The sequence below is a fragment of the Streptomyces sp. NBC_01591 genome, from assembly GCF_035918155.1.
Classification (GTDB): Bacteria; Actinomycetota; Actinomycetes; order Streptomycetales; family Streptomycetaceae; genus Streptomyces.
This window is the reverse complement of record NZ_CP109327.1, coordinates 3937760-3960139: the sequence shown is the minus strand read 5'-3', so window position 1 is coordinate 3960139 and position 22380 is coordinate 3937760. Positions and strand designations below refer to the sequence as shown.

Annotated in this window: 21 protein-coding genes; 9 read left to right on the top strand and 12 right to left on the bottom strand. The window is 70.0% G+C overall.

What is annotated here, in order from left to right; translation table 11 throughout:
* Window positions 1-33 precede the first annotated feature (33 nt).
* The 5 genes from OG978_RS18350 to OG978_RS18330 all read left to right on the top strand — a co-directional run bounded on the left by OG978_RS18350 (window position 34) and on the right by OG978_RS18330 (window position 2515).
* Window positions 34-618: a hypothetical protein gene (locus tag OG978_RS18350; RefSeq protein ID WP_326770069.1), complete on the top strand. Its 585-nt coding sequence runs from the start codon at window positions 34-36 to the stop codon at window positions 616-618.
* 59 nt (window positions 619-677) lie between these two features.
* Entirely contained in the window at window positions 678-857 is a 180-nt protein-coding gene (locus OG978_RS18345) for a hypothetical protein (protein WP_326766276.1), read from the top strand.
* A 109-nt stretch (window positions 858-966) separates the two neighbouring features.
* A complete protein-coding gene (locus tag OG978_RS18340) occupies window positions 967-1455 on the top strand; it encodes a BlaI/MecI/CopY family transcriptional regulator (RefSeq protein ID WP_326766275.1) in 489 nt (162 codons plus the stop codon).
* A gap of 9 nt (window positions 1456-1464) precedes the next feature.
* Window positions 1465-2022: an amino-acid N-acetyltransferase gene (locus OG978_RS18335; protein ID WP_326766274.1), complete on the top strand. Its 558-nt coding sequence runs from the start codon at window positions 1465-1467 to the stop codon at window positions 2020-2022.
* 157 nt (window positions 2023-2179) lie between these two features.
* On the top strand, window positions 2180-2515 hold the full coding sequence (locus tag OG978_RS18330) for a histone-like nucleoid-structuring protein Lsr2 (protein WP_326766273.1): 336 nt from the start codon (window positions 2180-2182) through the stop codon (window positions 2513-2515).
* Here the strand turns inward: OG978_RS18330 and OG978_RS18325 are convergent.
* Window positions 2494-3099: an SCO3374 family protein gene (locus OG978_RS18325; RefSeq protein WP_326766272.1), complete on the bottom strand. Its 606-nt coding sequence runs from the start codon at window positions 3097-3099 to the stop codon at window positions 2494-2496. The two genes, OG978_RS18330 and OG978_RS18325, sit on opposite strands and share 22 nt — an antisense overlap.
* 428 nt (window positions 3100-3527) lie before the next feature.
* Here OG978_RS18325 and OG978_RS18320 point away from each other — a divergent pair, with 428 nt between their 5' ends.
* On the top strand, window positions 3528-6056 hold the full coding sequence (locus OG978_RS18320) for an ATP-dependent Clp protease ATP-binding subunit (RefSeq protein WP_326766271.1): 2529 nt from the start codon (window positions 3528-3530) through the stop codon (window positions 6054-6056).
* 93 nt (window positions 6057-6149) lie between these two features.
* Here OG978_RS18320 and OG978_RS18315 read toward each other — a convergent pair whose 3' ends face one another.
* Window positions 6150-9374 (bottom strand): NACHT domain-containing protein, encoded by a 3225-nt coding sequence (locus tag OG978_RS18315; protein ID WP_326766270.1) that lies wholly within the window; start codon window positions 9372-9374, stop codon window positions 6150-6152.
* Entirely contained in the window at window positions 9371-9733 is a 363-nt protein-coding gene (locus OG978_RS18310) for a trypco2 family protein (RefSeq protein ID WP_326766269.1), read from the bottom strand. Before OG978_RS18310 ends, OG978_RS18315 begins: the two co-directional genes overlap by 4 nt.
* A gap of 464 nt (window positions 9734-10197) precedes the next feature.
* On the opposite strand from OG978_RS18310, the gene OG978_RS18305 reads away from it, so the two are divergent.
* A complete protein-coding gene (locus OG978_RS18305) occupies window positions 10198-10908 on the top strand; it encodes a M23 family metallopeptidase (RefSeq protein ID WP_326766268.1) in 711 nt (236 codons plus the stop codon).
* A gap of 18 nt (window positions 10909-10926) precedes the next feature.
* On the opposite strand, the gene OG978_RS18300 is transcribed toward OG978_RS18305, so the two are convergent.
* Window positions 10927-11511, bottom strand: a complete 585-nt coding sequence (locus OG978_RS18300) for a TetR/AcrR family transcriptional regulator (RefSeq protein ID WP_326766267.1) — start codon at window positions 11509-11511, stop codon at window positions 10927-10929.
* A gap of 128 nt (window positions 11512-11639) precedes the next feature.
* Here OG978_RS18300 and OG978_RS18295 point away from each other — a divergent pair, with 128 nt between their 5' ends.
* Entirely contained in the window at window positions 11640-13244 is a 1605-nt protein-coding gene (locus OG978_RS18295; protein WP_326766266.1) for an MDR family MFS transporter, read from the top strand.
* 79 nt (window positions 13245-13323) lie between these two features.
* Here the strand turns inward: OG978_RS18295 and cseC are convergent, their stop codons facing one another.
* From cseC to OG978_RS18265, 6 genes are all read right to left on the bottom strand, one after another.
* Entirely contained in the window at window positions 13324-14706 is a 1383-nt protein-coding gene (gene cseC / locus OG978_RS18290; protein WP_326766265.1) for a two-component system sensor histidine kinase CseC, read from the bottom strand.
* The gene (cseB, locus tag OG978_RS18285; protein ID WP_326766264.1) at window positions 14703-15407 is read right to left on the bottom strand and encodes a two-component system response regulator CseB; all 705 of its coding nucleotides are present in this window, start codon (window positions 15405-15407) and stop codon (window positions 14703-14705) included. The genes cseC and cseB overlap by 4 nt, the downstream gene beginning before the upstream one ends.
* Window positions 15408-15417: 10 nt before the next feature.
* The gene (locus tag OG978_RS18280) at window positions 15418-16152 is read right to left on the bottom strand and encodes a hypothetical protein (RefSeq protein ID WP_326766263.1); all 735 of its coding nucleotides are present in this window, start codon (window positions 16150-16152) and stop codon (window positions 15418-15420) included.
* Window positions 16140-16754, bottom strand: a complete 615-nt coding sequence (locus OG978_RS18275; protein WP_326766262.1) for a SigE family RNA polymerase sigma factor — start codon at window positions 16752-16754, stop codon at window positions 16140-16142. Before OG978_RS18275 ends, OG978_RS18280 begins: the two co-directional genes overlap by 13 nt.
* 176 nt (window positions 16755-16930) lie before the next feature.
* Window positions 16931-17833, bottom strand: coding sequence for an A/G-specific adenine glycosylase (locus OG978_RS18270; RefSeq protein ID WP_326766261.1), 903 nt, complete (start codon window positions 17831-17833; stop codon window positions 16931-16933).
* Window positions 17834-17978: 145 nt separating this feature from the next.
* Complete coding sequence (locus tag OG978_RS18265) at window positions 17979-18626, bottom strand: phosphatase PAP2 family protein (RefSeq protein WP_326766260.1); 648 nt, start codon at window positions 18624-18626, stop codon at window positions 17979-17981.
* A gap of 214 nt (window positions 18627-18840) precedes the next feature.
* Here OG978_RS18265 and OG978_RS18260 point away from each other — a divergent pair, with 214 nt between their 5' ends.
* On the top strand, window positions 18841-19614 hold the full coding sequence (locus tag OG978_RS18260) for a hypothetical protein (RefSeq protein WP_326770068.1): 774 nt from the start codon (window positions 18841-18843) through the stop codon (window positions 19612-19614).
* A gap of 107 nt (window positions 19615-19721) precedes the next feature.
* On the opposite strand, the gene disA is transcribed toward OG978_RS18260, so the two are convergent.
* Window positions 19722-20846 (bottom strand): DNA integrity scanning diadenylate cyclase DisA, encoded by a 1125-nt coding sequence (gene disA, locus OG978_RS18255; protein ID WP_093547386.1) that lies wholly within the window; start codon window positions 20844-20846, stop codon window positions 19722-19724.
* An 80-nt stretch (window positions 20847-20926) separates the two neighbouring features.
* A complete protein-coding gene (radA, locus tag OG978_RS18250; protein ID WP_326766259.1) occupies window positions 20927-22339 on the bottom strand; it encodes a DNA repair protein RadA in 1413 nt (470 codons plus the stop codon).
* Window positions 22340-22380 lie beyond the last annotated feature (41 nt).

The following is a 22380-nucleotide window of genomic DNA, read 5'->3' as shown; positions in this document are numbered from 1 at the left end:
GTCATGCCCACGCCTTACGGATCACGCGGCGGCATGGCGTTCAGCGCGGACGAGCTGCGTGTGCTCCGTCGCGCCCTCGCCATCGCCCTTCACCCCATGCCCCTGCCGGACGAGGACGTCCAGGACTGCCTGCGGCTGGCCGGTGCCGTGGACGAGGCGGTCGGCGAGGCGGGACGGCTGCGCACGTTCCTCCTCGCCGACCTCGTCCGCTACCGCAATGCCCTCCCCGGCTCCGTCAGCGGCTACCTGGAGCTGCTCCAGGACGCCCTGGCGGGCGGATACGACCCCCGCCCCGACGACCTCGCCGCGCTGCGAGCCCTGCGCCACAGACCGGTGGCCGCGGCGCTCCTGGAGCGCTGCCGGATGCTCGCGGAGCGGTCGGTACGGGCCCGCCTCGCCGGACGCGTCGCCTCGGCGAAGGCCCCCGCGCCGCGCAGCCGGCTCCTCGCCCTGCCCGGCGGCCGGGCCGCCGACGCGGAACCCGAACGACCCAAGGCCCCGGCCGAACCGGCCCGGCCCGGCCGGCCGTCCGGGCGCCCAGCGCCGAAGCCCTCGGAGGTCTTCCCGCCCCGCCGCCGCCCGGTCCCGCCGCCGCAGCAGCAGCGCGTCGCGGGGTAGGGCCTGTCCGGCGGAGGGGCGGCGCGGAAGTCCGTACCGGCCTCGCTACTCTGGACGGCATGGACTACGTATCCGCGCTCGTACCCCCCGTGGTGATGGCCGCCTTCTTCATCGGCCTTGTCGTGACGATCGTCAAGAGCCAGGGCGGTCCCAACAAGGCCAAGGAGGACGCGGCCGTGGACCTGGCGATCGGCCGCGTCGAGTCGGCCCAGCAGGCCCCGCGGACCGACAGCGCCTGACCCCGGCGCTCCGCAGTAGACAAAGGGCGCACGACTCCTGAGGAGTCGTGCGCCCTTTTGCCGTGCAAATAAACCGGTCATTCCAGGCATCTGGCACTAAAGTGACATTGTGCCCCGCCAATTGGGAGATCTGGAAGACGCCGTGATGACACGGGTCTGGCAATGGAACCGTCCGGTCACCGTGCGGGAAGTCCTTGAGGACCTTCAGCAGGAACGCTCCATCGCCTACACCACCGTCATGACGGTAATGGACAATCTCCATCAGAAGGGCTGGGTACGCAGGGAAGTCGACGGCCGCGCATATAGATATACGGCGGTCTCCACCCGCGCCGCCTACTCGGCCGCACTGATGAACGAAGCATGGTCGCGCAGCGACAACCCCGCGGCCGCTCTCGTCGCCTTCTTCGGCATGATGTCCGCCGAGCAGCGCGAGGCCCTCCAGGACGCCATGCGGATCGTCCTGCCCAACCTCTCCGGGGCCCCCGGGCCTCCGTCCGGCGAACGGGCCGATGAACGGGCGGATGAACGGGCGGATGAACCGGCCCGCGAACGGGCCGAGGATCCGGCCGATGGGGCGGGCCCGGAGGCCGGGCGATAGCGTCGGGGTATGTCCCCAGAGCTTCCACAAGCCGATTCCCGTACCGAACCGGCGGTCATAAGCACGGCCATCACAGTCCGACGTGCCAGGACCAGCGATGTGGTATCGGTCCGCAGCCTCCTCGACGGGTACGTACGTGAAGGCATCCTGCTCGACAAAGCGACCGTGACGCTTTACGAGGACATCCAGGAGTTCTGGATCGCGGAACGCGACGAGGACGGCCGTGTCATCGGCTGCGGCGCACTGCATGTGATGTGGGAAGACCTCGCCGAAGTGCGTACTCTCGCCGTCGATCACAGCATCAGGGGCGCGGGAGTCGGCCATCAAGTGCTGGACAAGTTGTTGCAGACCGCCCGCTGGCTGGGCGTGCGACGGGTTTTCTGTCTCACCTTCGAAGTCGACTTCTTCGCGAAGCACGGCTTCGTGGAGATCGGAGAGACACCGGTCGACGGAGATGTCTACAGCGAGCTGCTGCGTTCCTATGACGAGGGTGTAGCAGAGTTCCTGGGTCTCGAACGAGTGAAGCCGAACACCTTGGGCAACAGTCGGATGCTTCTGCATCTGTGACCGTCATCTGTGACCGCCACAAGAAGCCGGAACCCTATGTCCGAATCGCGCATGTTTCCCGTCTTCCCGGGATCGCGAACCTCTCCCGGGGGTTTGTGTTTTTCGAGGAAAAGCGGTTTCCTTTCCGCGTACTGCATTTTCGATGAAAGGGAATCCAGTGGCACAGAAGGTTCAGGTCCTTCTTGTCGATGACCTCGACGGCGGCGAGGCGGACGAGACGGTCACGTTCGCTCTCGATGGCAAGACGTACGAGATTGACCTCACGACGAGCAACGCGGACAAGCTCCGTGGTCTTCTTGAGCCGTACACCAAGGGTGGTCGGCGTACGGGTGGCCGCGCGGCGACCGGCCGTGGCAAGGGCCGCGCCGTTGCGGGTGGCAACAAGGACACTGCCGAGATCCGTAAGTGGGCCCGCGAGAACGGCCACAATGTGAATGACCGTGGCCGTGTTCCCGCGGAGATCCGCGAAGCTTACGAGAAGGCCAACGGCTGAGCCGTCGACCCATACGTCGACGGCCCCGTTCGGGCACGCATCAACCGGGCCCGGTGGCATTCCGTCGCCATCGCGTCCACCAGCCGTACGAGATCGGGAGCACCCCCACCCCTGCTCCCGAGGCCGGCGAGGGCCGGGAGTTCCGACCCTTCCTCGTGCCGTAGCCCGGGGGGCCGCAGCCATGCAGCGGTCCCCGGCCGGCCCGCCATCCGTCCCGGCGGCACCGGCGCGGTGATCCGGCCGCCCGCACCGATGGCGGTCAGCGAGAGGGCGACGCCTCCCCACTCCAGCCAGTCGAGCAGCCCGGGCAGCTCGTCGGCGCTTCCCACCGCGACCAGCAGGCTCATCCGCGCGCCCGACAGCGCCACGGGCCCGGTGCGGTCCAGCCGCCGCAGCGCCGCGTGGCCGACGGCCGCGGGAACCTGGAGCACGTCGAACCGCAGCCCGGTCAGCAACCGCACCGGTGCGGTGCCCGCCGTCGCCCAGCCGAGCTCGCGTTCGTACCACTGTGCCCAGCGGGCGCAGTCGCCGCTCTCGCGCTCGCCGGTGACCAACAGCGCAGCAGGCGGGATGGTGATGGCCATGCCGGGAGAACGGCCCGGACGTCTCCGGAGTTACGCAGAGTCCGCGCGCGGGTGCGCAATGTGTCCGGGATGGGGGCGTAGGGACGCATTCGGGAGCGCGAATGTGTTCGCCCGTAGCGGAGGGAACCGGCGCGCGCCGCATGGACTGTCTGTAATTGCGGGTAAGACATCCCTAGTGGGGAGGGGCGACACGCAGGTTCGGGCATCTCACGTTCGCCATGGGCGTACTGGCGAAAGGGGTATCTGCCTGGCCTGCGGGAACAACGTCTCGCACCATCGGGTTGGAGAAGTTGTCGGCGTTCGGGGCAGGAGGCCAAGGACGGTGTCGGCAGTTGGAATGAGCGGTCCCCGCTTGCGGGACTAAGCTGCGGAAGGACAGGGAGGGGACCGACCCCTTACTGCCTGACCGCTCTGAGGAGCGATTAACGATGTTCGAGAGGTTCACCGACCGCGCGCGGCGGGTTGTCGTCCTGGCTCAGGAAGAAGCCCGGATGCTCAACCACAACTACATCGGCACCGAGCACATCCTCCTGGGCCTTATCCACGAGGGTGAGGGTGTCGCCGCTAAGGCCCTGGAGAGCCTCGGGATTTCGCTCGAGGCGGTCCGCCAGCAGGTGGAGGAGATCATCGGCCAGGGCCAGCAGGCCCCGTCCGGGCACATCCCCTTCACGCCCCGGGCCAAGAAGGTCCTGGAGCTGTCGCTCCGCGAGGCCCTTCAGCTCGGCCACAACTACATCGGCACCGAGCACATCCTGCTCGGCCTGATCCGCGAGGGCGAGGGCGTCGCCGCCCAGGTCCTCGTGAAGCTGGGCGCCGACCTGAACCGGGTGCGGCAGCAGGTCATCCAGCTGCTCTCCGGGTACTCGGGCAGCAAGGAGGCGGCGACCGCGGGCGGCCCCGCGGAAGGCACGCCCTCCACGTCCCTGGTGCTCGACCAGTTCGGCCGGAATCTCACCCAGGCCGCTCGCGAATCCAAGCTCGACCCGGTCATCGGGCGCGAGAAGGAGATCGAGCGGGTCATGCAGGTGCTGTCCCGCCGCACCAAGAACAACCCGGTTCTCATCGGCGAGCCCGGCGTCGGCAAGACGGCGGTCGTCGAAGGACTGGCGCAGGCCATCGTCAAGGGCGAGGTGCCCGAGACCCTCAAGGACAAGCACCTCTACACCCTCGACCTCGGCGCGCTGGTCGCCGGCTCCCGCTACCGCGGTGACTTCGAGGAGCGCCTGAAGAAGGTCCTCAAGGAAATCCGCACCCGCGGCGACATCATCCTGTTCATCGACGAGCTCCACACCCTCGTGGGTGCGGGTGCCGCCGAGGGCGCGATCGACGCCGCGAGCATCCTCAAGCCGATGCTGGCCCGCGGCGAGCTGCAGACCATCGGTGCCACCACGCTCGACGAGTACCGCAAGCACCTGGAGAAGGACGCCGCTCTCGAGCGCCGCTTCCAGCCCATCCAGGTCGCGGAGCCGTCGCTGCCGCACACCATCGAGATCCTCAAGGGTCTGCGCGACCGCTACGAGGCCCACCACCGCGTCTCCATCACGGACGAGGCGCTGGTCCAGGCCGCGACGCTGGCCGACCGGTACATCTCGGACCGCTTCCTGCCGGACAAGGCGATCGACCTGATCGACGAGGCCGGTTCCCGGATGCGCATCCGCCGGATGACCGCGCCGCCGGACCTCCGCGAGTTCGACGAGAAGATCGCGGGCGTCCGCCGCGACAAGGAGTCCGCGATCGACTCGCAGGACTTCGAGAAGGCCGCTTCCCTGCGCGACAAGGAGAAGCAGCTCCTCGCCGCGAAGACCAAGCGCGAGAAGGAGTGGAAGGCCGGCGACATGGACGTCGTGGCCGAGGTCGACGGCGAGCTGATCGCCGAGGTCCTGGCCACCGCGACCGGCATCCCGGTCTTCAAGCTGACGGAGGAGGAGTCCTCCCGTCTGCTGCGCATGGAGGACGAGCTCCACAAGCGCGTCATCGGGCAGAAGGACGCCATCAAGGCCCTCTCGCAGGCGATCCGCCGTACGCGAGCCGGTCTGAAGGACCCGAAGCGCCCCGGTGGTTCGTTCATCTTCGCCGGCCCGTCCGGTGTCGGTAAGACGGAGCTCTCCAAGACGCTCGCCGAATTCCTCTTCGGCGACGAGGACGCGCTGATTTCCCTCGACATGTCGGAGTTCAGCGAGAAGCACACGGTTTCCCGCCTCTTCGGTTCTCCCCCCGGTTACGTGGGTTACGAAGAGGGCGGCCAGCTCACCGAGAAGGTGCGCCGCAAGCCGTTCTCCGTCGTCCTCTTCGACGAGGTCGAGAAGGCCCACCCCGATATCTTCAATTCCCTGCTCCAGATTCTGGAAGACGGTCGCCTGACCGACTCCCAGGGCCGGGTCGTGGACTTCAAGAACACGGTCATCATCATGACGACCAACCTCGGGACCCGGGACATCTCGAAGGGCTTCAACCTGGGCTTCGCTGCCCAGGGCGACGTCAAGACCGGCTACGAGCGGATGAAGAACAAGGTCAACGAGGAGCTCAAGCAGCACTTCCGGCCCGAGTTCCTCAACCGTGTCGATGACACGGTCGTCTTCCACCAGCTCAGCCCGGAAGACATCATCCAGATCGTCGACCTGATGATCGCCAAGGTGGACGAGCGTCTGAAGGACCGCGACATGGGCATCGAGCTCAGCGCCGAGGCCAAGACGCTCCTCGCCAAGAAGGGCTACGACCCCGTGATGGGCGCCCGGCCGCTGCGCCGGACGATCCAGCGCGAGATCGAGGACATCCTCTCCGAGAAGATCCTCTTCGGTGAGCTGCGCCCCGGTCACATCGTGGTCGTCGGCACCGAGGGCGAGGGTGAGGAGAAGGCGTTCACCTTCCGCGGCGAGGAGAAGTCGGCGCTGCCCGACGTCCCCCCGATCGAGCAGGCGGCAGGCGGCGCGGGCCCGAACATGTCGAAGGACGTGTGAGGACGCCCCCGAGCGCCTGAGCAATAACAGAAGGGGCTGCCCCGGAACCGTACGAAACGGTCCGGGGCAGCCCCTTTGGCGTGCGTGCCGTGGTCACCGGTCCACGTCGAGGCCCTCGCCGCCCGTGATCTCCGCGTCGCCGGTGACGGTCACCCGGCACTCGGGCATCGCCTGCAACGGGGACAGATCGACGTATCTGACATACGTGGGCGGAGTGAGCATCAGCCACTTCAGAGCGGGGAACACCCGGGGGATCTGTTCGAGCCCGTGCATGTCGGTGTCGAGGCGGATCACCAGATCCTCGACGGAAGGAACGGGCTCCTCGTCGCCGAACTCCGTCAGGAGGGACGCCAGAGTCAGGGTGACGTGGGCCACCTGTGGCGCCTGCCGGAGTGCGGCAAGCAGCGGCCGGACCGGCGAGTAAATGTCCAGTTCGAGCTCCTGCAGGTGTGTCCAGCCGTCGAGCGAGTCGACCTCCAGCGAGAAGGTCCCGTCGACGGTCAGTGAGCGCAGCCTGGGGTGGGCGGGCAACTGGGACAGCCGTACCGCCGTCACGTGGCTGAGCCGCAGGAAGCGCAATTCCTTCGAAGCCGTGGCGGCCAGCGCGGTGTCGGGGACACGGCTCATGTCCAGATAAACCATCCTCAGCGCAGGGAGTCCGGCAAGTGGGCCGAGGTCCCGTACGGCCGGACAGTCCTTCAAGGACAGGTTCCTGAGCTCTTCGGCGCAGTCCTCCAGGAACGAAAGGTCCGTCATACAGGGGTTCCGCTGGAAAGTCAGATCAGTCCAGGGCCTCTCGCGCAGGCTGGCGTGGAGTTCGACGGAGGTGAAGCACCCGTTGATCACCAGGTCCGTGGCAGACGGTAGATGGTGCAGTGCGGCCAGCTTCTCCTGTGAGTCGACCCGCAGGAAGTCGAGCGCCAGGTCGAAGGCGGAAAGAACCTGCCGTGCGTACGTCTCCACCGGATATCTGCCCCAGCTCCTCACGAACGGATAGCTGAGCTCCGGGTGCGCGAGTGCCCAGCGGCGGGCGTGCGGCATGGCCTCCGCCCCGCCGATCTCGTTGATCAGGTCGATGAAGGGGCGGGCTTGTTCCTTGGTGGGTACGTGTGCCGGGTCGGGCAGATGGTCCAGAGCGGCCGGACCGAGGCGGGCGAGCAGCCGTACGTCCCCGTCGTTCCTCGGCGGGAACAGCGCCCCGACGGCCGTGCGGACCCTGGCCCGTGTCGTCTCGTCCAGCCAGGTCGCGTGCTGCGCGCAGAGCGCGGCCAGCACGACGATCTCGTCCCGGGTGACGGTGTCGCCGGGGCCGGGCTCCAGGTCCAGTAAGCCATTGACCAGTACAGGGTGTTCGCGGCGGCCGCAGTGGCCGGCCGACAGCAGGATGACGTCGTACCAGTGCTGCGCGCCCGCCCGGCCGAGCAGCTCGTTCAGCTGGTCGCCCTCGACGAACTCCTTCGCGGCGAGGAAGTCCTGGAAGGTGCGGTGGGCGAACTGGTAGACGCCGTCGGCACGCTCCTGGAGGACTCCGCTGCGGTTCAGCAGATGGGTCAGGATCGCCTCGGCCGAGCCCTGGCCGCGGAGCCGTTCCATGCCCGGCAGGGCACGTTCCAGCTGGTGCAGTGCCGCTGAGCGGTGGAGCTCCGACTGGCCGCCCCGCACCAGCCAGATCGCGATGCGCTGGAGGAGCTGGGCCTGCTCCGCCACTTTCATCGTGATGCCTTCGGGGGCCTCGATCCTGCGCTGCTTGTCGCGGTCGCCGAGCAGCATGGTGAGGGCCGAGTCGTACAGGCTCCATCGGGTCTCCGGCAGGATGCCGTGGCGGCGGCGGTGCAGGGCACAGATCACCGCGCAGAGCAGCGGCGTACGGGCCAGATTGCGCAGGGTCCGGTTCTGGGCGAACTGCTGGATCAGGTCCCGTTCCAGCGCGCCGAGCGTCTCGTGGTCGTCGTCGTCCAGGCGGGCGGCCCGGTGCCAGGCGGCGACGAAGGCCTCGATGTCCTCGTCCCGCATCGGCAGCAGCCGCAGCTCCTCGAAGTCCTGGGACATCAGCCAGCCCGGCTCGACGGCCAGCGGGCGCACCGTGGCCACACAGCGGATGTCCGGGTACCGGTCCAGGAGACGGGACAGCCACTCGTGCGCCTGCTCGCGGTCGTCCCGCGGGACCTCGTCCAGGCCGTCGACCAGCAGCAGCGCCCGGCCGGACTCCAGTACCCGGCCGACCCAGCCCTCGGGGGCCTCGTCGATCACCAGCCGGGCCGCGTCGGGCAGCTGCGCGGGGGCGGGGAACGTGCCGCCCTGGGCGCGCAGGGTGCGCAGCGGTACGACGAATGGGACCAGACCGTTGAGCGGGGCCAGCTGCGGGCCGAGCGTGCCGGCCGAGGCATGTGCGGCGAGCCACCACAGCAGCGTGGTCTTGCCGGCGCCCGCGTCGCCGCGCAGCAGGACCCGGGGGCGGTCGGGGAGCAGTGTGTCGATTCGCTGCGGCGGTGGACCTGTCTCCCCGGGGTTCTGCTGGGCCTCCAGGCTCAGGTACGCGGTGTCCAGGTCCCACTCGGAGTCGCGCCGTCCCAGCTCGTCGAGGCCGAAGATCTTCGTGCGGCGGTACGCGGCCCCGAGCGCCGCCGCGTACTCCTCCTCGTACCGCGCGTCCCTGGGGAAGCGGCCGTGGACCCGCTCGTGGCGCAGTGCCGTGCCGGTCTGCCGGTAGACCAGCTCGAACGGCCGCGAGGCGACGAGCGGGGCGATCGGTACGCACTCCACGCGCCGGCCGCCGCGCTGCCGGGGGATCTGCCGGGCGATGCCGATGAGGACGTTCCCGGCGAAGACCGGGCCGCCGGACATGCCTCGTAGCGACGGGGGCTCCGAGTCGCTTCCCGCGGGCGGCGGTCCGTCCAGCTCGCAGACCAGTAATCCGCGCAGGTGTCCGGCCATCGGCAGGGCGGTGGCCGTGTACTGGTCGGCCTCCAGATGCCGCTCGGGGCCGTACCGCTGGATGTCGGGGAAGCCGGTGATCTCGCAGCCGGAGAGCGCCTGCTCGGCGTGGAGGACGCCGAGCCGCGCCGGGGCGACCGGGAGCACCGGGTCGGGGGTCAGCAGGAGGGCGGCGTCGAGGTCGTGGTCGATCCAGGCGATCGCCGCGGTGGCGTGGTCCGCCCGCCCCGGGTGGGCGATGGTGGCCCGGCTGCCGCCCTTGACCACATGGGCGCAGGTCAGCACGAGCCGGTCGGTGAGCAGGGTGCCGCTGCCCTGGACCGTTCCGGCGCCGAGGACGACGACCGTACGTGCCGCGGGCGCGGTGGGCGGCGCGGTGCTCACGGCTGTGCCGTCCCACGGCCGAAGTGGGCGGTGCTGCCCTGGTCGCCGTGGCCGATCTGCCAGGGTCTGCCGGTCGTGGCGTCGCGCGGTTTCAGGGTGAACGCGACCTTGTGGGTGCGGCCGGTCGCGCGGGAGGCGTCGGCGCCCGCTTCGACCACCCAGGCCTTGACCTTGCTTCCGCCCTTGATCTCCTTACGGAGTTCGAGGGTGAACTCCATCTGGATGTCGCCGACCTCGAAGGCCACGGGGCGGCCGGTGGCGCGGCCCGCGGCGTCGATGAGCTGGTTGCGGATCGACTCGACGGCATCGGCGAGCTCGATGCCGTCCATGTCGCCGGTGTCTGCGGTGCCGCTGGCCATGGCCTGTCCCCCGGGGTCGAGCTGGTCGTCGTGTCAGCGTTTCAGCCTAGTCAGGGCACAGGCCGAAGGTCCCGAAACGGACAGCCTTCGGCCCACCGGTGGTGACAAGGCGCACAGCCCGTTTTGGGCCTACTAGGCGCGGTAGGAGAGGGCGTCATAAGCGCCGCAGGGACCTTCGGCCCTGCGGTGGAGGGGGCTTTCGGTGCCGGAGGGGTAGAGGCCTGGATCGCTGACATATGTCCGATTCAAACGGTTTGGAACTGGGGTTAAACCTGTCCGAAACCAGAGTTTCGACGGGTTGGGTCGCGGGTCGCGCCAAACCTGCGGCGGCGAATTCCCGAGGTGTCGGATACGGCTTTTGTTCGTAGATGGGGTATTTGAGCAACGGCCGGGGCGCGGGTTACCAAGGAATGGCCAGCCCGGCCGAAGCGCCGGGTCCAGTCATCTCCGGAGGTTCTCCGCTTATGTCGAAGCGCGTTTCGTTCCAGCACTCCCGCCGCCCGTCCCTGTCCCGTGTCCGTGGCGCCGTCGTGGCAGCCGGCCTGGGGACGTCGATGGTTCTCGGTGTGGGCGCTGCGTTCGCGGCCGGCTCGGCGGGTGCCCCGGACTCCGTGAACCTGATCAACAACGGCGCGGCCGAATCGGTCGCCGAGCAGGCGGCCGTGCAGGGCAAGGTCGCCGAGAAGGCCGCGGCCAAGAAGGCGGCGGCGGTCAAGAAGGCGGCCGCGGCGAAGAAGGCCGCCCTGAAGAAGGCCCACGGCTGGGAGGCCCCGGTGAGCCGCTACGAGCTGAGCGCGAGCTTCGGCAACGACGGCAGCCGCTGGGCCCACAAGCACTCCGGCCAGGACTTCGCCGTGCCGATCGGCACCAAGGTCGAGGCCGCGCACACCGGCACCGTCGTGAAGGCCGGCCCCAACGGCGGCGGCGACGGTCCCGCGTACGGCAACGCCGTCGTGATCAAGCACGCCAACGGTACGTACTCGCAGTACGCCCATCTGTCGCAGATCGACGTGCACATCGGCGAGACCGTGAGGACGGGCGAGAAGATTGCGCTCTCCGGCAACACCGGCAACTCCAGCGGCCCGCACCTGCACTTCGAGATCCGGCACACCGCCGACTACGGCTCCGCGGTCAACCCGGTCGGCTTCCTGCACAAGAAGGGCGTCACGGTCTGACCCGACCGGGACGGCTCCTTACTCCGCGGCCTCCTGGCCGTGTGCCCGGGTGACCAGTTCGAAGGCGACTTCGAGGACGGCCTTGCGCTTCTCCTCGGGGTTGCCTTCGAGGTCCTTGAGGGCGAACATGCCCGCGTGCGTCGCGAAGAGCGCGGTGGAGCAGCGCACCTGGTCGGCCAGTGAGGCGCCGGGATCCTGGATCAGGTCGATCAGGGCGACGACGCGCTCCTTGATGGTCACCCCGATGCTCAGCTCCCGTACGGCCGCCTGGTTCTCCTGCATGAAGCGGAACAGCGGGGCGGCGGCGACCAGGACCTCGCTGTAGCGGCGCAGGATCTCCTTCTTCGTCTCCAGCGTGCGCGGCTGTTCCTTGCCCCAGGCGAGCAGCTCCTCGACCGGGCGGTTGAGGTCCTCGAAGATGCTGACCAGGATGTCTTCCTTGGTCTTGAAGTGGTAGTACAGCGCGGCCTTGGTGACGTCCAGCCGTTCGGAGATCTCGCGGAGCGAGGTCTTCTCGTAGCCCTGTTCGGCGAAGAGCTCCAGAGCGACGTCCTGAATGCGCTGGCGCGTGTTGCCACGGCGCTGCTGCGGCGTGCTCCCCATGAAGCTCTCCTTTGCTGGAAACTTACTTGACGCCCGGCTAGTTGGGGGTCTACTTTCCCCAGTGTAGTTACTAGCCGGGCGGCAAGTAAGTGCCTGGCCCGCACAGGGGATCAGGGGAGTGGGGACCAATGTCCGATCTGAAGAAGGCGGCCGGCGGGAAGGCGGCCGGCGCCGACCGGCCGACGGGGAAACCCGAGACGCAGCAGCGCAGCGTCCGGGTGGTGATGCTCGCCCTGATGATCACGATGCTGCTGGCCATGCTGGACAACCTGATCGTCGGCACGGCCATGCCGACCATCGTCGGCGACCTCGGCGGCCTTGAGCATCTGTCCTGGGTCGTCACCGCGTACACCCTGGCCACCGCCGCCTCCACCCCCATCTGGGGCAAGCTCGGCGACATGTACGGGCGCAAGGGCATCTTCCTCACGTCCATCGTGATCTTCCTGATCGGCTCGGTGCTGAGCGGAATGGCCCAGGACATGGGCCAGCTGATCGGCTTCCGGGCGGTCCAGGGACTCGGCGCGGGCGGCCTGATGGTCGGCGTCATGGCGATCATCGGCGACCTCGTCCCGCCCCGCGAGCGCGGTAAGTACCAGGGCATGATGGCCGGCGTCATGGCCATCGCCATGATCGGCGGACCGCTGGTCGGCGGCACCATCACCGACCACCTCGGCTGGCGCTGGAGCTTCTACATAAACCTGCCGCTGGGCGCGGTCGCCCTCGCCATGGTCACCGTCGTGCTGCACCTGCCGAAGCGGACGGGAGCCAAGTCCAAGGTCGACTACCTCGGCGCGGGGCTGCTGACCCTCGGCATCACCGCGATTGTGCTGGTGACCACCTGGGGCGGCACGGAGTACGACTGGAACTCCGCCGTGATCATGGAGCTCACCGCGATCGGTGTCGCCTCGCTCGTCGGCTTCCTCTTCGTCGAGACGAAGGCCACAGAACCGATCATCCCGCTGCACATCTTCCGCAACCGCAACTTCACCCTGATGTCCGTCGTCGGCTTCATGGCGGGCTTCGTGATGTTCGGCGCGGTGCTCTTCCTGCCCCTGTACCAGCAGTCCGTCCAGGGCGCCTCGGCGACCAACTCCGGTCTGCTGCTCCTGCCGATGCTGCTGGCGATGATGGTCGTCTCGCTCATCGCGGGACGGGTCACCACCAGCACCGGCAAGTACAAGATCTTCCCCGTGGTGGGCTCCGTACTGATGGTGGCCGGTCTCTTCCTGCTCTCGCGGATGGACGTCGACACCACGCGGTTCACCTCCGGCGTCTACATGGCGGTGCTCGGCGCGGGCATGGGCTTCCTGATGCAGATCACGATGCTCGTCGCGCAGAACAGCGTGGAGATGAAGGACATGGGCGTCGCCTCCTCCGCGACGACCCTCTTCCGTACGCTCGGCAGCTCCTTCGGCGTCGCGATCATGGGCGCCCTGTTCACCGGGCGGGTGCAGGACGAGATGGTGGCCCGCGGCGGCGGGGCGGCCACCGCGGGGTCCGCGCAGCTGGACGCGGCGAGCCTGGCGAAGCTGTCGGCGCCGGCGCGTGAGGCCTACCAGTTCGCGGTGTCGTCCGGCACGCACATCGCGTTCCTCGTGGGCGCCTCGGTCGGCCTGATCGCCGTGATCGCCTCGGTCTTCGTCAAGGAGGTGCCGCTGCGCGGGGCGGGCCCGGAGGCCAAGTCGTCGGACGACGCACCGGCCAGCGCCGCCAAGCAGCCCGAGGCCGTCTGATCCTGAGCGGTGTATGAAAGGAGGCTCCCGGGGCGCGCCCCGGGAGCCTCCTTTCATATCCGCAACCGCCGTATCCGGCTCAGCCGCCGGACCGCCCGCGGCCGGACTTCGCGCCCCGTGCGTCCTCGCTGTCCGGGCCCCGCTGCTCGGCCACCTGGAGGATCGGGAAGCTGCCGGTGTTCGTCGGCGCGTGCTCGGGCAGCCACAGCACCGCGATCGCCCCGCCCGTGCCCTCCGCGGCCCCTTCCGGCGCCGCGTTGCGGAAGGTCAGCCGGGCCCCGAGGACCCGCGCCTGACCGGCTGCGATCGTCAGCCCGAGACCGTGCCCGCGCCCGGCCCGGTCACTGCTTCCGGTACGGAACCGGCTCGGCCCCTCACGCAGCAGCGCCGCCGGGAACCCGGAACCGTGATCGCGGATCCGCACCACCCGGCCCTCGACCGTGACCTCCACCGGAGTGGCGCCGTGCTTGGCGGCGTTGCCCAGCAGATTGCCGAGGATGCGTTCCAGCCGACGCGGATCGGTGCTGACCCGGGACTCGTGGACGACCCGCACCCGCACATCCGGGTCCAGCAGCGCGATCCGCCGACTGACGAACTCCCCCAGCGCGATCTCCTGCAGCTCGGCCCGCTCCGAGGCACTGTCCAGCCGGGCCACCTCCAGCACGTCCTCGACGAGCGTGCGCATCGCCTGCGCCCGGTCCCGCACCAGCTCGGTGGGGCGGCCGGGCGGCAGCAGCTCCGCCGCCGTCAGCAGACCGGTCACCGGCGTACGCAGCTCGTGCGCGATGTCCGCGGTGACCCGGCGCTCCGCCTCGATCCGCGCGTTCAGCGCATCCGTCAGCGCGTCCACCGCACCGGCCAGCTCATCGGTCTCGTCCTGGACGACACCGCCGACGGCCTCCCTGACCCGTACATCCGTATTGCCCTGCGCGACCCTGCCCGCCGCGGCCGCCGCCTTGCGCAACCGGCGCGACAGCTGCCCGCCGATCAGCACGCCCAGCGCACAGCCGCCGAACACCACCGAGACCGAGCCGATGATCAGCGCCCGGTCGAGATCGCGCATGATCGTGGAGTTGCGGCCCGTGAACCGGGTGTGCAGCGAGAGCACGTCGCCCTTGCCGACCGGCACGGCCGCCCACACGTCGGGCACTCCCTTGCCGGACACCTCGACATGGGTGGCGCGCCGGTTCCGGCCGGTCTCCGTGCGCAGGCTGCGCGGCATCGTCGGGTCGTTGAGCTTGGCGCCGAACCGGGGGTCGGCCTTCTTCGTCTTCGTCGCCTCGTACAGCAGCTGTGCGTACGTCAGCCGCTCCAGCTGGACCTCGCGGGCGTTCTCCAGCATCGAGACCCGGGCCGCGTTGTGGACGACGAAGCTGAGCGCGACCGCGGTCAGCGCTCCCACCGCCGCGATCGCGATGCTGATCTTCCAGCGGACTCCCGTCCGCAGCGCCGGCCGCTTCATGGCCTGAGTTTGTAGCCGAAGCCGCGGACCGTCTCGATCCGCTCCTGGCCGATCTTGGTGCGCAGCCGCTGCACATGGACATCCACGACCCGGGTGTCACCGCCCCATCCGTAGTCCCAGACCCGTTCCAGGAGCTTGTCGCGGGAGAGCACCGTGCCGGGCGCCGCGGAGAACTCCAGCAGCAGCCGCATCTCGGTCGGGGTCAGCGCCACCTGCTCGCCGCCGCGGTGGACCGCCATGCCCTCGGTGTCGACCTCCAGCTCACCGAAGACCAGCACCCCGCCGACGGGCTGCGCCTCCGGCTCCCCGTTTCCCGGCCGGCCGCCCGAGGCATGGCCGAAGCGGCGCAGCACGGCACGGATCCGGGCGACCAGGACCGCCCCGTCGAAGGGCTTGGTGACGTAGTCGTCCGCACCGGCCTCCAGGCCGAGCACCACGTCGATCGAGTCCGCGCGGGCCGACAGCATGATCACCGGCACCGTCGACTCGTCGCGGATACGACGGCAGAGGCTGACCCCGTCGAGCCCCGGCACCATCACGTCGAGCAGGGCGATGTCGGGGCGGTCGGCCCGGAACGCTTCGAGGCCCGACAGGCCGTCGGGCATGGCGGTGACCACGAAGCCGTCGCGCTCCAGCGCCAGCTGGGTGGCCTCGCGGATGACGTCGTCGTCCTCGACGAACAGGACGTGGGTCTCGGCCATCAGACTGCTCTCAGCTCCCCGCCGGTTCGGCGGCCTCCGGAAGGGCCGCTCCGCCGCTGCCGACGGCTCGGTTGAAGTCGTTGTGCACCCGGTCGTGCTCGTTGAACCGGTTGCCCGCCCAGCGGTAGGTGATCACTTCCTCGCCGGAGGGGTATGCGACCGAGTCCTTCTTCTCGTACACCTGGGTCGTCACCACCAGATCACCGCGGTCGATGGTGCCGTAGACCGCGGGCTGCTCGATGGTGAACACGTTCTCGTAACGGCCATTGCTCCGCGGGCGGTACACATAGGTGCCGACGCCCACCGAATCGCCGCAGGTCATCACGTTGACCACGACATCGGCCGAGGAGCCGCCGGTCATGGTGCCGTACGAGGTGTCCACCGGGTACTCGGAGCCGGTGCAGGGCTTCAGATCCGTTCGGACCCGCTCGCTGACCTTGCGGTCCCCCTTGAGCAGCGTCACGGGATCGATCCGCGAGGCGGGCTTCGCGGAGGAGGACGGCTCGTTGCTCGGCGTGACCTGGGCGACGGGCTGGGATCCGGCCGGGCCCTCGTCCCGGGTGCCGGTACCGCCGGTCGAGCAGCTGACGGTGAACAGCCCGAAGGCGGCGAGGCCGACCAGAGTCGTGGCGCTCGCCGCCCGGCCGGTCAGGACCCGGCCACGTCCGACGGTGGCCGCGCGGCCACCGTCGTCCCTTCCCCCGCCACGGTCTCCGCCGTCGCCGCTGGCTGTCAGGCCGCGCAACGCTCCCGCCCCCGTTCGTCCATATGCCTGCCCGCCCGCGTCCGCGCACATACCGGAGCGCGGTCGGCCGCCTGGCGCTGCTCCTCGGCGAGCAGGGCCTCCCTGCTCGCCGCCTCACGGCTCTCCAGCTCCTGGCGCAGCCGTGCCAGCGCACGGTGCAGCGTGCTCTTCACGGTACCGGCCGACATGCCGAGCGCCGCAGCCGTCTCCTCCGTACTCATCTGCTCCCAGTGTCGCAGCACGACGACGCTGCGCTGCTTGGGAGCCAGTACGCCCAGCACATCCATCAGCAGGGCGCGGTCGGCGCGCTGCTCGGTGCCGTCCTCGACGCTCGCGTCGGGCAGCTGCTCGGTGGGGACCTCGTCCAGCTTGCGGGCCCGCCACCACTCGGTACGGGTGTTGATCATGACGCGGCGCAGGTAGGCGTCGGCCAGGGACTTGTCGGCGATGCCGTCCCAGCGGCCGTACGTACGGACCAGCGCGGTCTGGAGCAGGTCCTGCGCATCCACAGGGTCGGGTACCAGCCGTCGTGCGCTGCGCAGCAGCGCGTCGTGCCGAGTGCGTACGTAGTCCTCGAATTCGAGCACCTCGCCGTGCGCCATTCCAACCGCCTCCGTCCCCGTGGATCCCCGTAGAACCGCCGTCAGCCATCGTTCGGTCGGGCTGACGTCGAAGACGCTACGGAGCTGTTGTCACGGGGTTGTGCGGAGCAGCCATACGCCGACGCACGGCTGTCCATCGGTTGTGTAACAGCGGGGGAGCGGGACGGGTACGGATCTCAGCTCAGCGGCAGCCGGTACTGCCCGCCGGCCAGCGGTTCGACCAGGCCGTCGGCGACCAGGCCGTCCAGTGCGCGGGCGCGTTGCACCGGTTCTTCCCACACCGCGTCCAGCGCCGACTGCGGTACCGGTGTCATGGCCTCGCGCAACACGGCGAGCAGCCGTCCGCGCACCTGCCGGTCGGTGCCGGCATAGGTCTGACCCCGGCGCGGGGGCCCCTGGTGGGCGGGCTTCCCGGCCAGCCGCCAGGCACACTGCCCGGCGATCGGGCACCGTGTGCAGTCCTCGTTCTTCGCGGTGCAGACGAGGGCTCCGAGCTCCATCGTCGCGGCGGCCCAGCGGGCCGCCCGTTCGTCCTCGTCGGGGAGCAGCGCGCGGGCGAGCTTGCGCTCGGCGGCGGTGGTCGCGTTGGGCGGGTACTGGATCCCGGACGCGGCCCGGGCGAACACCCGGCGCACGTTCGTGTCGAGCACGGCATGCCGCTGCCCGTACGCGAACGAGGCCACGGCCGCCGCGGTGTACTCACCGATCCCGGGCAGCGCGAGCAGTTGACCGTGCTCGCTCGGTACGTCGCCGCCGTGTCGTTCAGTTATTGCCTGCGCGGCCCCGTGCAGGCGGAGGGCCCGGCGGGGGTAGCCGAGCCGGCCCCAGGCGCGGACCGCCTCGCCGGGCGGTTCGGCGGCCAGGTCGGCCGGGCGGGGCCAGCGGGCCAGCCACTGCTCGTACACCGGGAGGACCCGGCTCACGGGGGTCTGCTGCAGCATGAACTCGCTCACCATCACACCCCAGGCGCCTGCTTCGGGGCGGCGCCAGGGCAGATCGCGGGCGTGCTGGTCGAACCACCCGATCACGGGGGAGTGGAGGGAAGTGGGGGGCGTCTGTGTCGCAGTCATGGCAGTCATCGCACCGTCGATCCTGGCACGGAAGGGCAGACGACGGTTCCGCGCACGGTGGTGTCGCTCCTCCTGAGGGCCCTTGGGGTGATAATGCCACCCGTCCGCGCCCCGGCGGTCCGGCAACCGGCCCAAGCGGGCGCCCCCGGGGCCGTCAGTGCCGCTTGCCCCGTCGCCGGGAGCGGCGGGCGGGCGCCGCGCCCGGCCCCGAAGCCCAGGCCGCCACCGGAGCCCCGCTGCTCCGTACCGTCCGGGCGAGCGACTGTGCCGGGCGGCGCAGTACGGCGACCACCAGGGCCGAGACCGCGGCGCCGAGCAGCAGCCCGACCGCCACGTCATGCGGATAGTGCACCCCGACGAAGACCCGGGAGAAAGCCATCAGCAGCGCCATCGGCACGGTGAGCCAGGCCAGCCGGGGCCGGGCGATCGCCAGGGCGACGGCCGCCGCACCGGCGATCGCGGAGTGGTTGCTGGGGAAGGACCAGTCGCCCGTCGGCGGGCAGGCCACCAGCGAGGCCGCCGCGCCGGCGACCGCCCTGCACGGGCGCTCCTCGTCCACCACCGACTTGAGCACCTCGCTGGCCACATAGCCGAAGGCCGTCGCGACGGGCGCGAGCACCGCCAGCGCCAGGGCGCCGTCGCCCTGGCTCCGGGCACGCCACCACCCGGTGATGAACAGGACACCGAAGAGCAGGAGCCCGAGCTCCGTCCATATCTCGGCCAGATGCTGCACCCATGACGGCATGTCATGTGCGAAGTCGGTGATGTCCCGGTAGAGCGGGGCCGTAACTGAACTATCCATGTGACAGAGGGTAGTCAATGAAACCGGGAGTTCATCCGGGCGTTGTCCGGAGGTCAACTCGGCGGCGATATGGGGCCGGAACGGGCCGCCCGTGATGATGATCCGTAAAACTTGAGGTCCAGGGCGGCGGGTGGGGCGGGAGTTGGCACCGATCTCTCGTACAGTTTGAGCCGTGGGATCTTTGCGTAATCCGATCGGGCCGCTTCCCTCCACCATCTACTGGCGACGGAGGGCCGTAGCGGCGACGCTCGTTGCGCTGCTCGCGCTGCTGATCGTATGGGTCGTCACCTCGGGCGGGGACGAGAAGAGCAAGGACGACTCCCGGCCCGCCGGTTCGGGCCCCGCGCAAGAGATCACGCCGGGACCCGACGGCTCGGGCCCGGCCATCAGCCAACAGCCCGGCGGGCGCGACGAGTCGGAAGACTCGGGCGGCACCGGCTCGGACGGCGGCGGTACGGACGCGGGCTCCGGCGGCGGTTCGGGCGACGGCGGTACGGACGCGGGCGGTGGATCGGACACCGGAGCCGGTGGCGCGAGCGGCGGCGGCGGGACGGCAGGCCAGCAGGTCCCGGCCTCCTCCCCGCTTCCCGACTGCACCCCCGCCGCACTGCGGTTGAGCCTGAGCACCGAGCTCAGCTACAGCCCCGGCGAGAAGCCGAAGTTCAAGCTGGTCGTCAAGAACACCTCGGCCACCACCTGCAAGGCCGACCTCGGGCCGAAGAACGCGGTGCTCACCATCACCGAGGCCGGCGGCGACGACAACCAGGTGTGGTCCTCCAAGGACTGCCCGCGCGACGCGGCCGTGCTGCTGCTGAAGGTTCCGGCGGGCGAGACCGTCGTCCACACCGTGGAGTGGGACCGCGGGAAGAGCTCCCCGCAGTGCGCGACGCCGCCCGCGGGGACGGCGGGGCCCGGTACGTATCTGGTCGAGGCGAAGGCGCCGGGCGAGCCGGTGCAGCGCGCCTCGTTCGTCCTCGCGAAGGACTGAGCGCGCGTACGCCGGGGCGGGCCCGGGAAACGCGGCGGGGCCCGGTCTCCCGGGCCCCGATCGTCCTGCGCCTGCTGTTGCGCTTACCGGCTCTGCGCGTACCGGCTCTATACGTACCGTTCGAGGATCGACGACTCGGCCAGCCGTGACAGCCCCTCGCGCACGCTGCGCGCCCGCGCCTCGCCGACGCCGTCCACCGTCTGGAGGTCGTCCACGCTGGCGGCGAGCAGCTTCTGCAGACCGCCGAAGTGCTCCACCAGCCGGTCGATGATCGCCCCCGGCAGCCGCGGCACCTTCGCCAGCAGCCGGAAGCCGCGCGGCGAGACCGCCGAATCCAGCGTCTCGGGCGAGCCGCTGTAGCCCAGGGCCCGTGCCACGACCGGGAGTTCGAGCAGCTCGGTGTGGGAGAGCGCGTCGAGCTCGGTGAGCGCTTCGGCGACCGTACGGGACCGCTTCGCGGTCGGCTCCGGCACATAGTCGCGCACGACCAGCTCGCGCTCCGGCTCGACGCCCGCGATCAACTCGTCGAGCTGGAGCGAGAGAAGCCGGCCGTCGGTGCCCAGCTCGACCACGTACTCCGCGATCTCGGTCGCGATCCGGCGGACCATCTCCAGCCGCTGCGCGACGGCCGTGACATCCCGGACCGTCACCAGGTCCTCGATCTCCAGCGCGGAGAGCGTGCCCGCGACCTCGTCGAGCCGGAGCTTGTACCGCTCCAGGGTGGCGAGAGCCTGATTGGCACGGGAGAGGATCGCGGCGGACTCCTCCAGGACCCGGCGCTCCCCGTCCACGTAGAGCGCGATCAGGCGCATCGACTGCGAGACCGAGACGACCGGGAAGTTGCACTGTTTGGAGACCCGGTCCGCCGTGCGGTGGCGGGTGCCGGTCTCCTCGGTCGGGATGGAGGCGTCCGGCACCAGCTGCACGCCGGCGCGCAGGATCTTGGTCATGTCCTTGTCGAGGATCAGCGCGCCGTCGAGCTTGGCCAGCTCGCGCAGGCGCGTCGCGGTGAACTCCACGTCCAGCACGAATCCGCCGGTGCACATCGATTCGACGGTTTTGTCCATGCCGAGCACGATCAGCCCGCCCGTGTTGCCACGGAGGATGCGCTCCAGGCCGTCCCGCAGCGCCATTCCGGGCGCCACGGCGCTCAGCGAGGCGCGCATCAGCGCCTCATTACCGGTGCCTTGGCCGGACTTTCCGGGCGATGCTGCCCGGTCGTTGGCTGCCACTGCACTCCTCCGGTCACAGGTTTGCGGTGCCCTTACGTCCCTCGTACCGTTCGTACGGACGGGCGAGACCAGGGCAAAGTCTACCGGCGTGCGCTCTCCTCCTGGGGGGCCTGTGCGCGAGACCGGCGCGGGAGGACTCTCAGCGCATCACCCATGTTGGCGACTTCTGTGACCTTCATACCGGCGGGGACCTTGCCCGGGTCGGTCGGAACCAGTGCGTGCGTGAAGCCCAGACGGTGCGCTTCGGCCAGTCTGCGCTGGACCCCCGTAACCCTTCTGACCTCGCCCGCGAGGCCCACTTCGCCGATCGCCACCAGGTTCTTGGGCAGCGGGGTGTCGCTCGCGGCACTGGCCAGGGCCAGCGCGACCGCGAGGTCTGCGGCGGGCTCGGAGAGCTTCACGCCGCCGACCGTCGCGCTGTAGATGTCCCGCTTTCCCAGCGAGCTGATCCGGCCGCGCTGCTCCAGGACCGCGAGCATCATCGACACCCGGGAGGTCTCCAGACCCGAGGTGGTGCGCCGGGGCGAAGGGATCTGGGAATCGACCGTCAGCGCCTGCACTTCGGCGACGAGCGGCCGCTTGCCCTCCAGGGTGACGGTCAGACAGGTGCCGGGCACGGGCTCGTCGCGCCGGGTGAGGAACAGCCCGGAGGGGTCGGCGAGGCCGGTGATGCCCTCGTCGTGCAGTTCGAAGCACCCCACCTCGTCGGTCGCGCCGTACCTGTTCTTGACGCCCCGTACGAGCCGCAGGCGGGCATGGCGGTCGCCCTCGAAGGACAGCACCACGTCGACGAGATGCTCCAGCAGCCGCGGCCCCGCGATCGCCCCCTCCTTGGTGACATGGCCGACCAGGAGCGTCGACATGCCGCGGTCCTTGGAGGCCCGGATGAGGGCCCCGGCGACCTCCCGGACCTGCGCCATGCCACCCGGCGCCCCGTCGATCTCGGGCGAGGCGACGGTCTGTACGGAGTCGAGGATGAGGAGCGAGGGCTTGACGGCGTCGAGATGGCCGAGGACCGCGGACAGGTCGGTCTCGGCGGCGAGGTACAGATGGTCGTTGATCGCCCGGATCCGGTCGGCGCGCAGCCGCACCTGGCTCGCGGACTCCTCGGCGGTGACGTAGAGCGTGCGGTGCTCGTCGCTCGCCGCCTTGGCGGCGACATCCAGCAGCAGCGTCGACTTGCCGACGCCCGGCTCGCCCGCGAGGAGCACGACGGCGCCCGGGACGAGACCGCCGCCGAGCACCCGGTCCAGCTCACCGACGCCGGTCGACCGGGCGGTGGCCTGCCGGCTGTCGACCTGGGCGATGGGGAGCGCGGCGGCACTGACCCGGCCGGCCGCGGTGGTCCGCACGGCGGGGGCGCCGCCGAACTCCTCGACCGTCCCCCACGCCTGGCATTCGGGGCAGCGGCCGAGCCACTTGGCGGTCGTCCAGCCGCATTCGGTGCAGCGGTAGGACGGCCGGTCCTTCGCGGTTTTCGTACGGGCAGCCATGGCGCAACCGTATAGGTGGGGTACGACAATGCCGCCGGGCG

Excerpts from the sequence above, each read along its gene's own strand:
- OG978_RS18320 (WP_326766271.1), top strand. The coding sequence starts at position 3,528 with ATGTTCGAGAGGTTCACCGACCGCGCGCGGCGGGTTGTCGTCCTGGCT.
- OG978_RS18265 (WP_326766260.1), bottom strand. The coding sequence starts at position 18,626 with ATGGATAGTTCAGTTACGGCCCCGCTCTACCGGGACATCACCGACTTC.
- OG978_RS18345 (WP_326766276.1), top strand. The coding sequence starts at position 678 with ATGGACTACGTATCCGCGCTCGTACCCCCCGTGGTGATGGCCGCCTTC.
- OG978_RS18350 (WP_326770069.1), top strand. The coding sequence starts at position 34 with ATGGCGTTCAGCGCGGACGAGCTGCGTGTGCTCCGTCGCGCCCTCGCC.
- OG978_RS18300 (WP_326766267.1), bottom strand. The coding sequence starts at position 11,511 with ATGGGGAGCACGCCGCAGCAGCGCCGTGGCAACACGCGCCAGCGCATT.
- cseC (WP_326766265.1), bottom strand. The coding sequence starts at position 14,706 with ATGAAGCGGCCGGCGCTGCGGACGGGAGTCCGCTGGAAGATCAGCATC.
- OG978_RS18305 (WP_326766268.1), top strand. The coding sequence starts at position 10,198 with ATGTCGAAGCGCGTTTCGTTCCAGCACTCCCGCCGCCCGTCCCTGTCC.
- OG978_RS18325 (WP_326766272.1), bottom strand. The coding sequence starts at position 3,099 with ATGGCCATCACCATCCCGCCTGCTGCGCTGTTGGTCACCGGCGAGCGC.
- OG978_RS18310 (WP_326766269.1), bottom strand. The coding sequence starts at position 9,733 with ATGGCCAGCGGCACCGCAGACACCGGCGACATGGACGGCATCGAGCTC.
- OG978_RS18295 (WP_326766266.1), top strand. The coding sequence starts at position 11,640 with ATGTCCGATCTGAAGAAGGCGGCCGGCGGGAAGGCGGCCGGCGCCGAC.
- OG978_RS18335 (WP_326766274.1), top strand. The coding sequence starts at position 1,465 with ATGTCCCCAGAGCTTCCACAAGCCGATTCCCGTACCGAACCGGCGGTC.
- OG978_RS18275 (WP_326766262.1), bottom strand. The coding sequence starts at position 16,754 with ATGGCGCACGGCGAGGTGCTCGAATTCGAGGACTACGTACGCACTCGG.
- cseB (WP_326766264.1), bottom strand. The coding sequence starts at position 15,407 with ATGGCCGAGACCCACGTCCTGTTCGTCGAGGACGACGACGTCATCCGC.
- radA (WP_326766259.1), bottom strand. The coding sequence starts at position 22,339 with ATGGCTGCCCGTACGAAAACCGCGAAGGACCGGCCGTCCTACCGCTGC.
- OG978_RS18270 (WP_326766261.1), bottom strand. The coding sequence starts at position 17,833 with ATGACTGCCATGACTGCGACACAGACGCCCCCCACTTCCCTCCACTCC.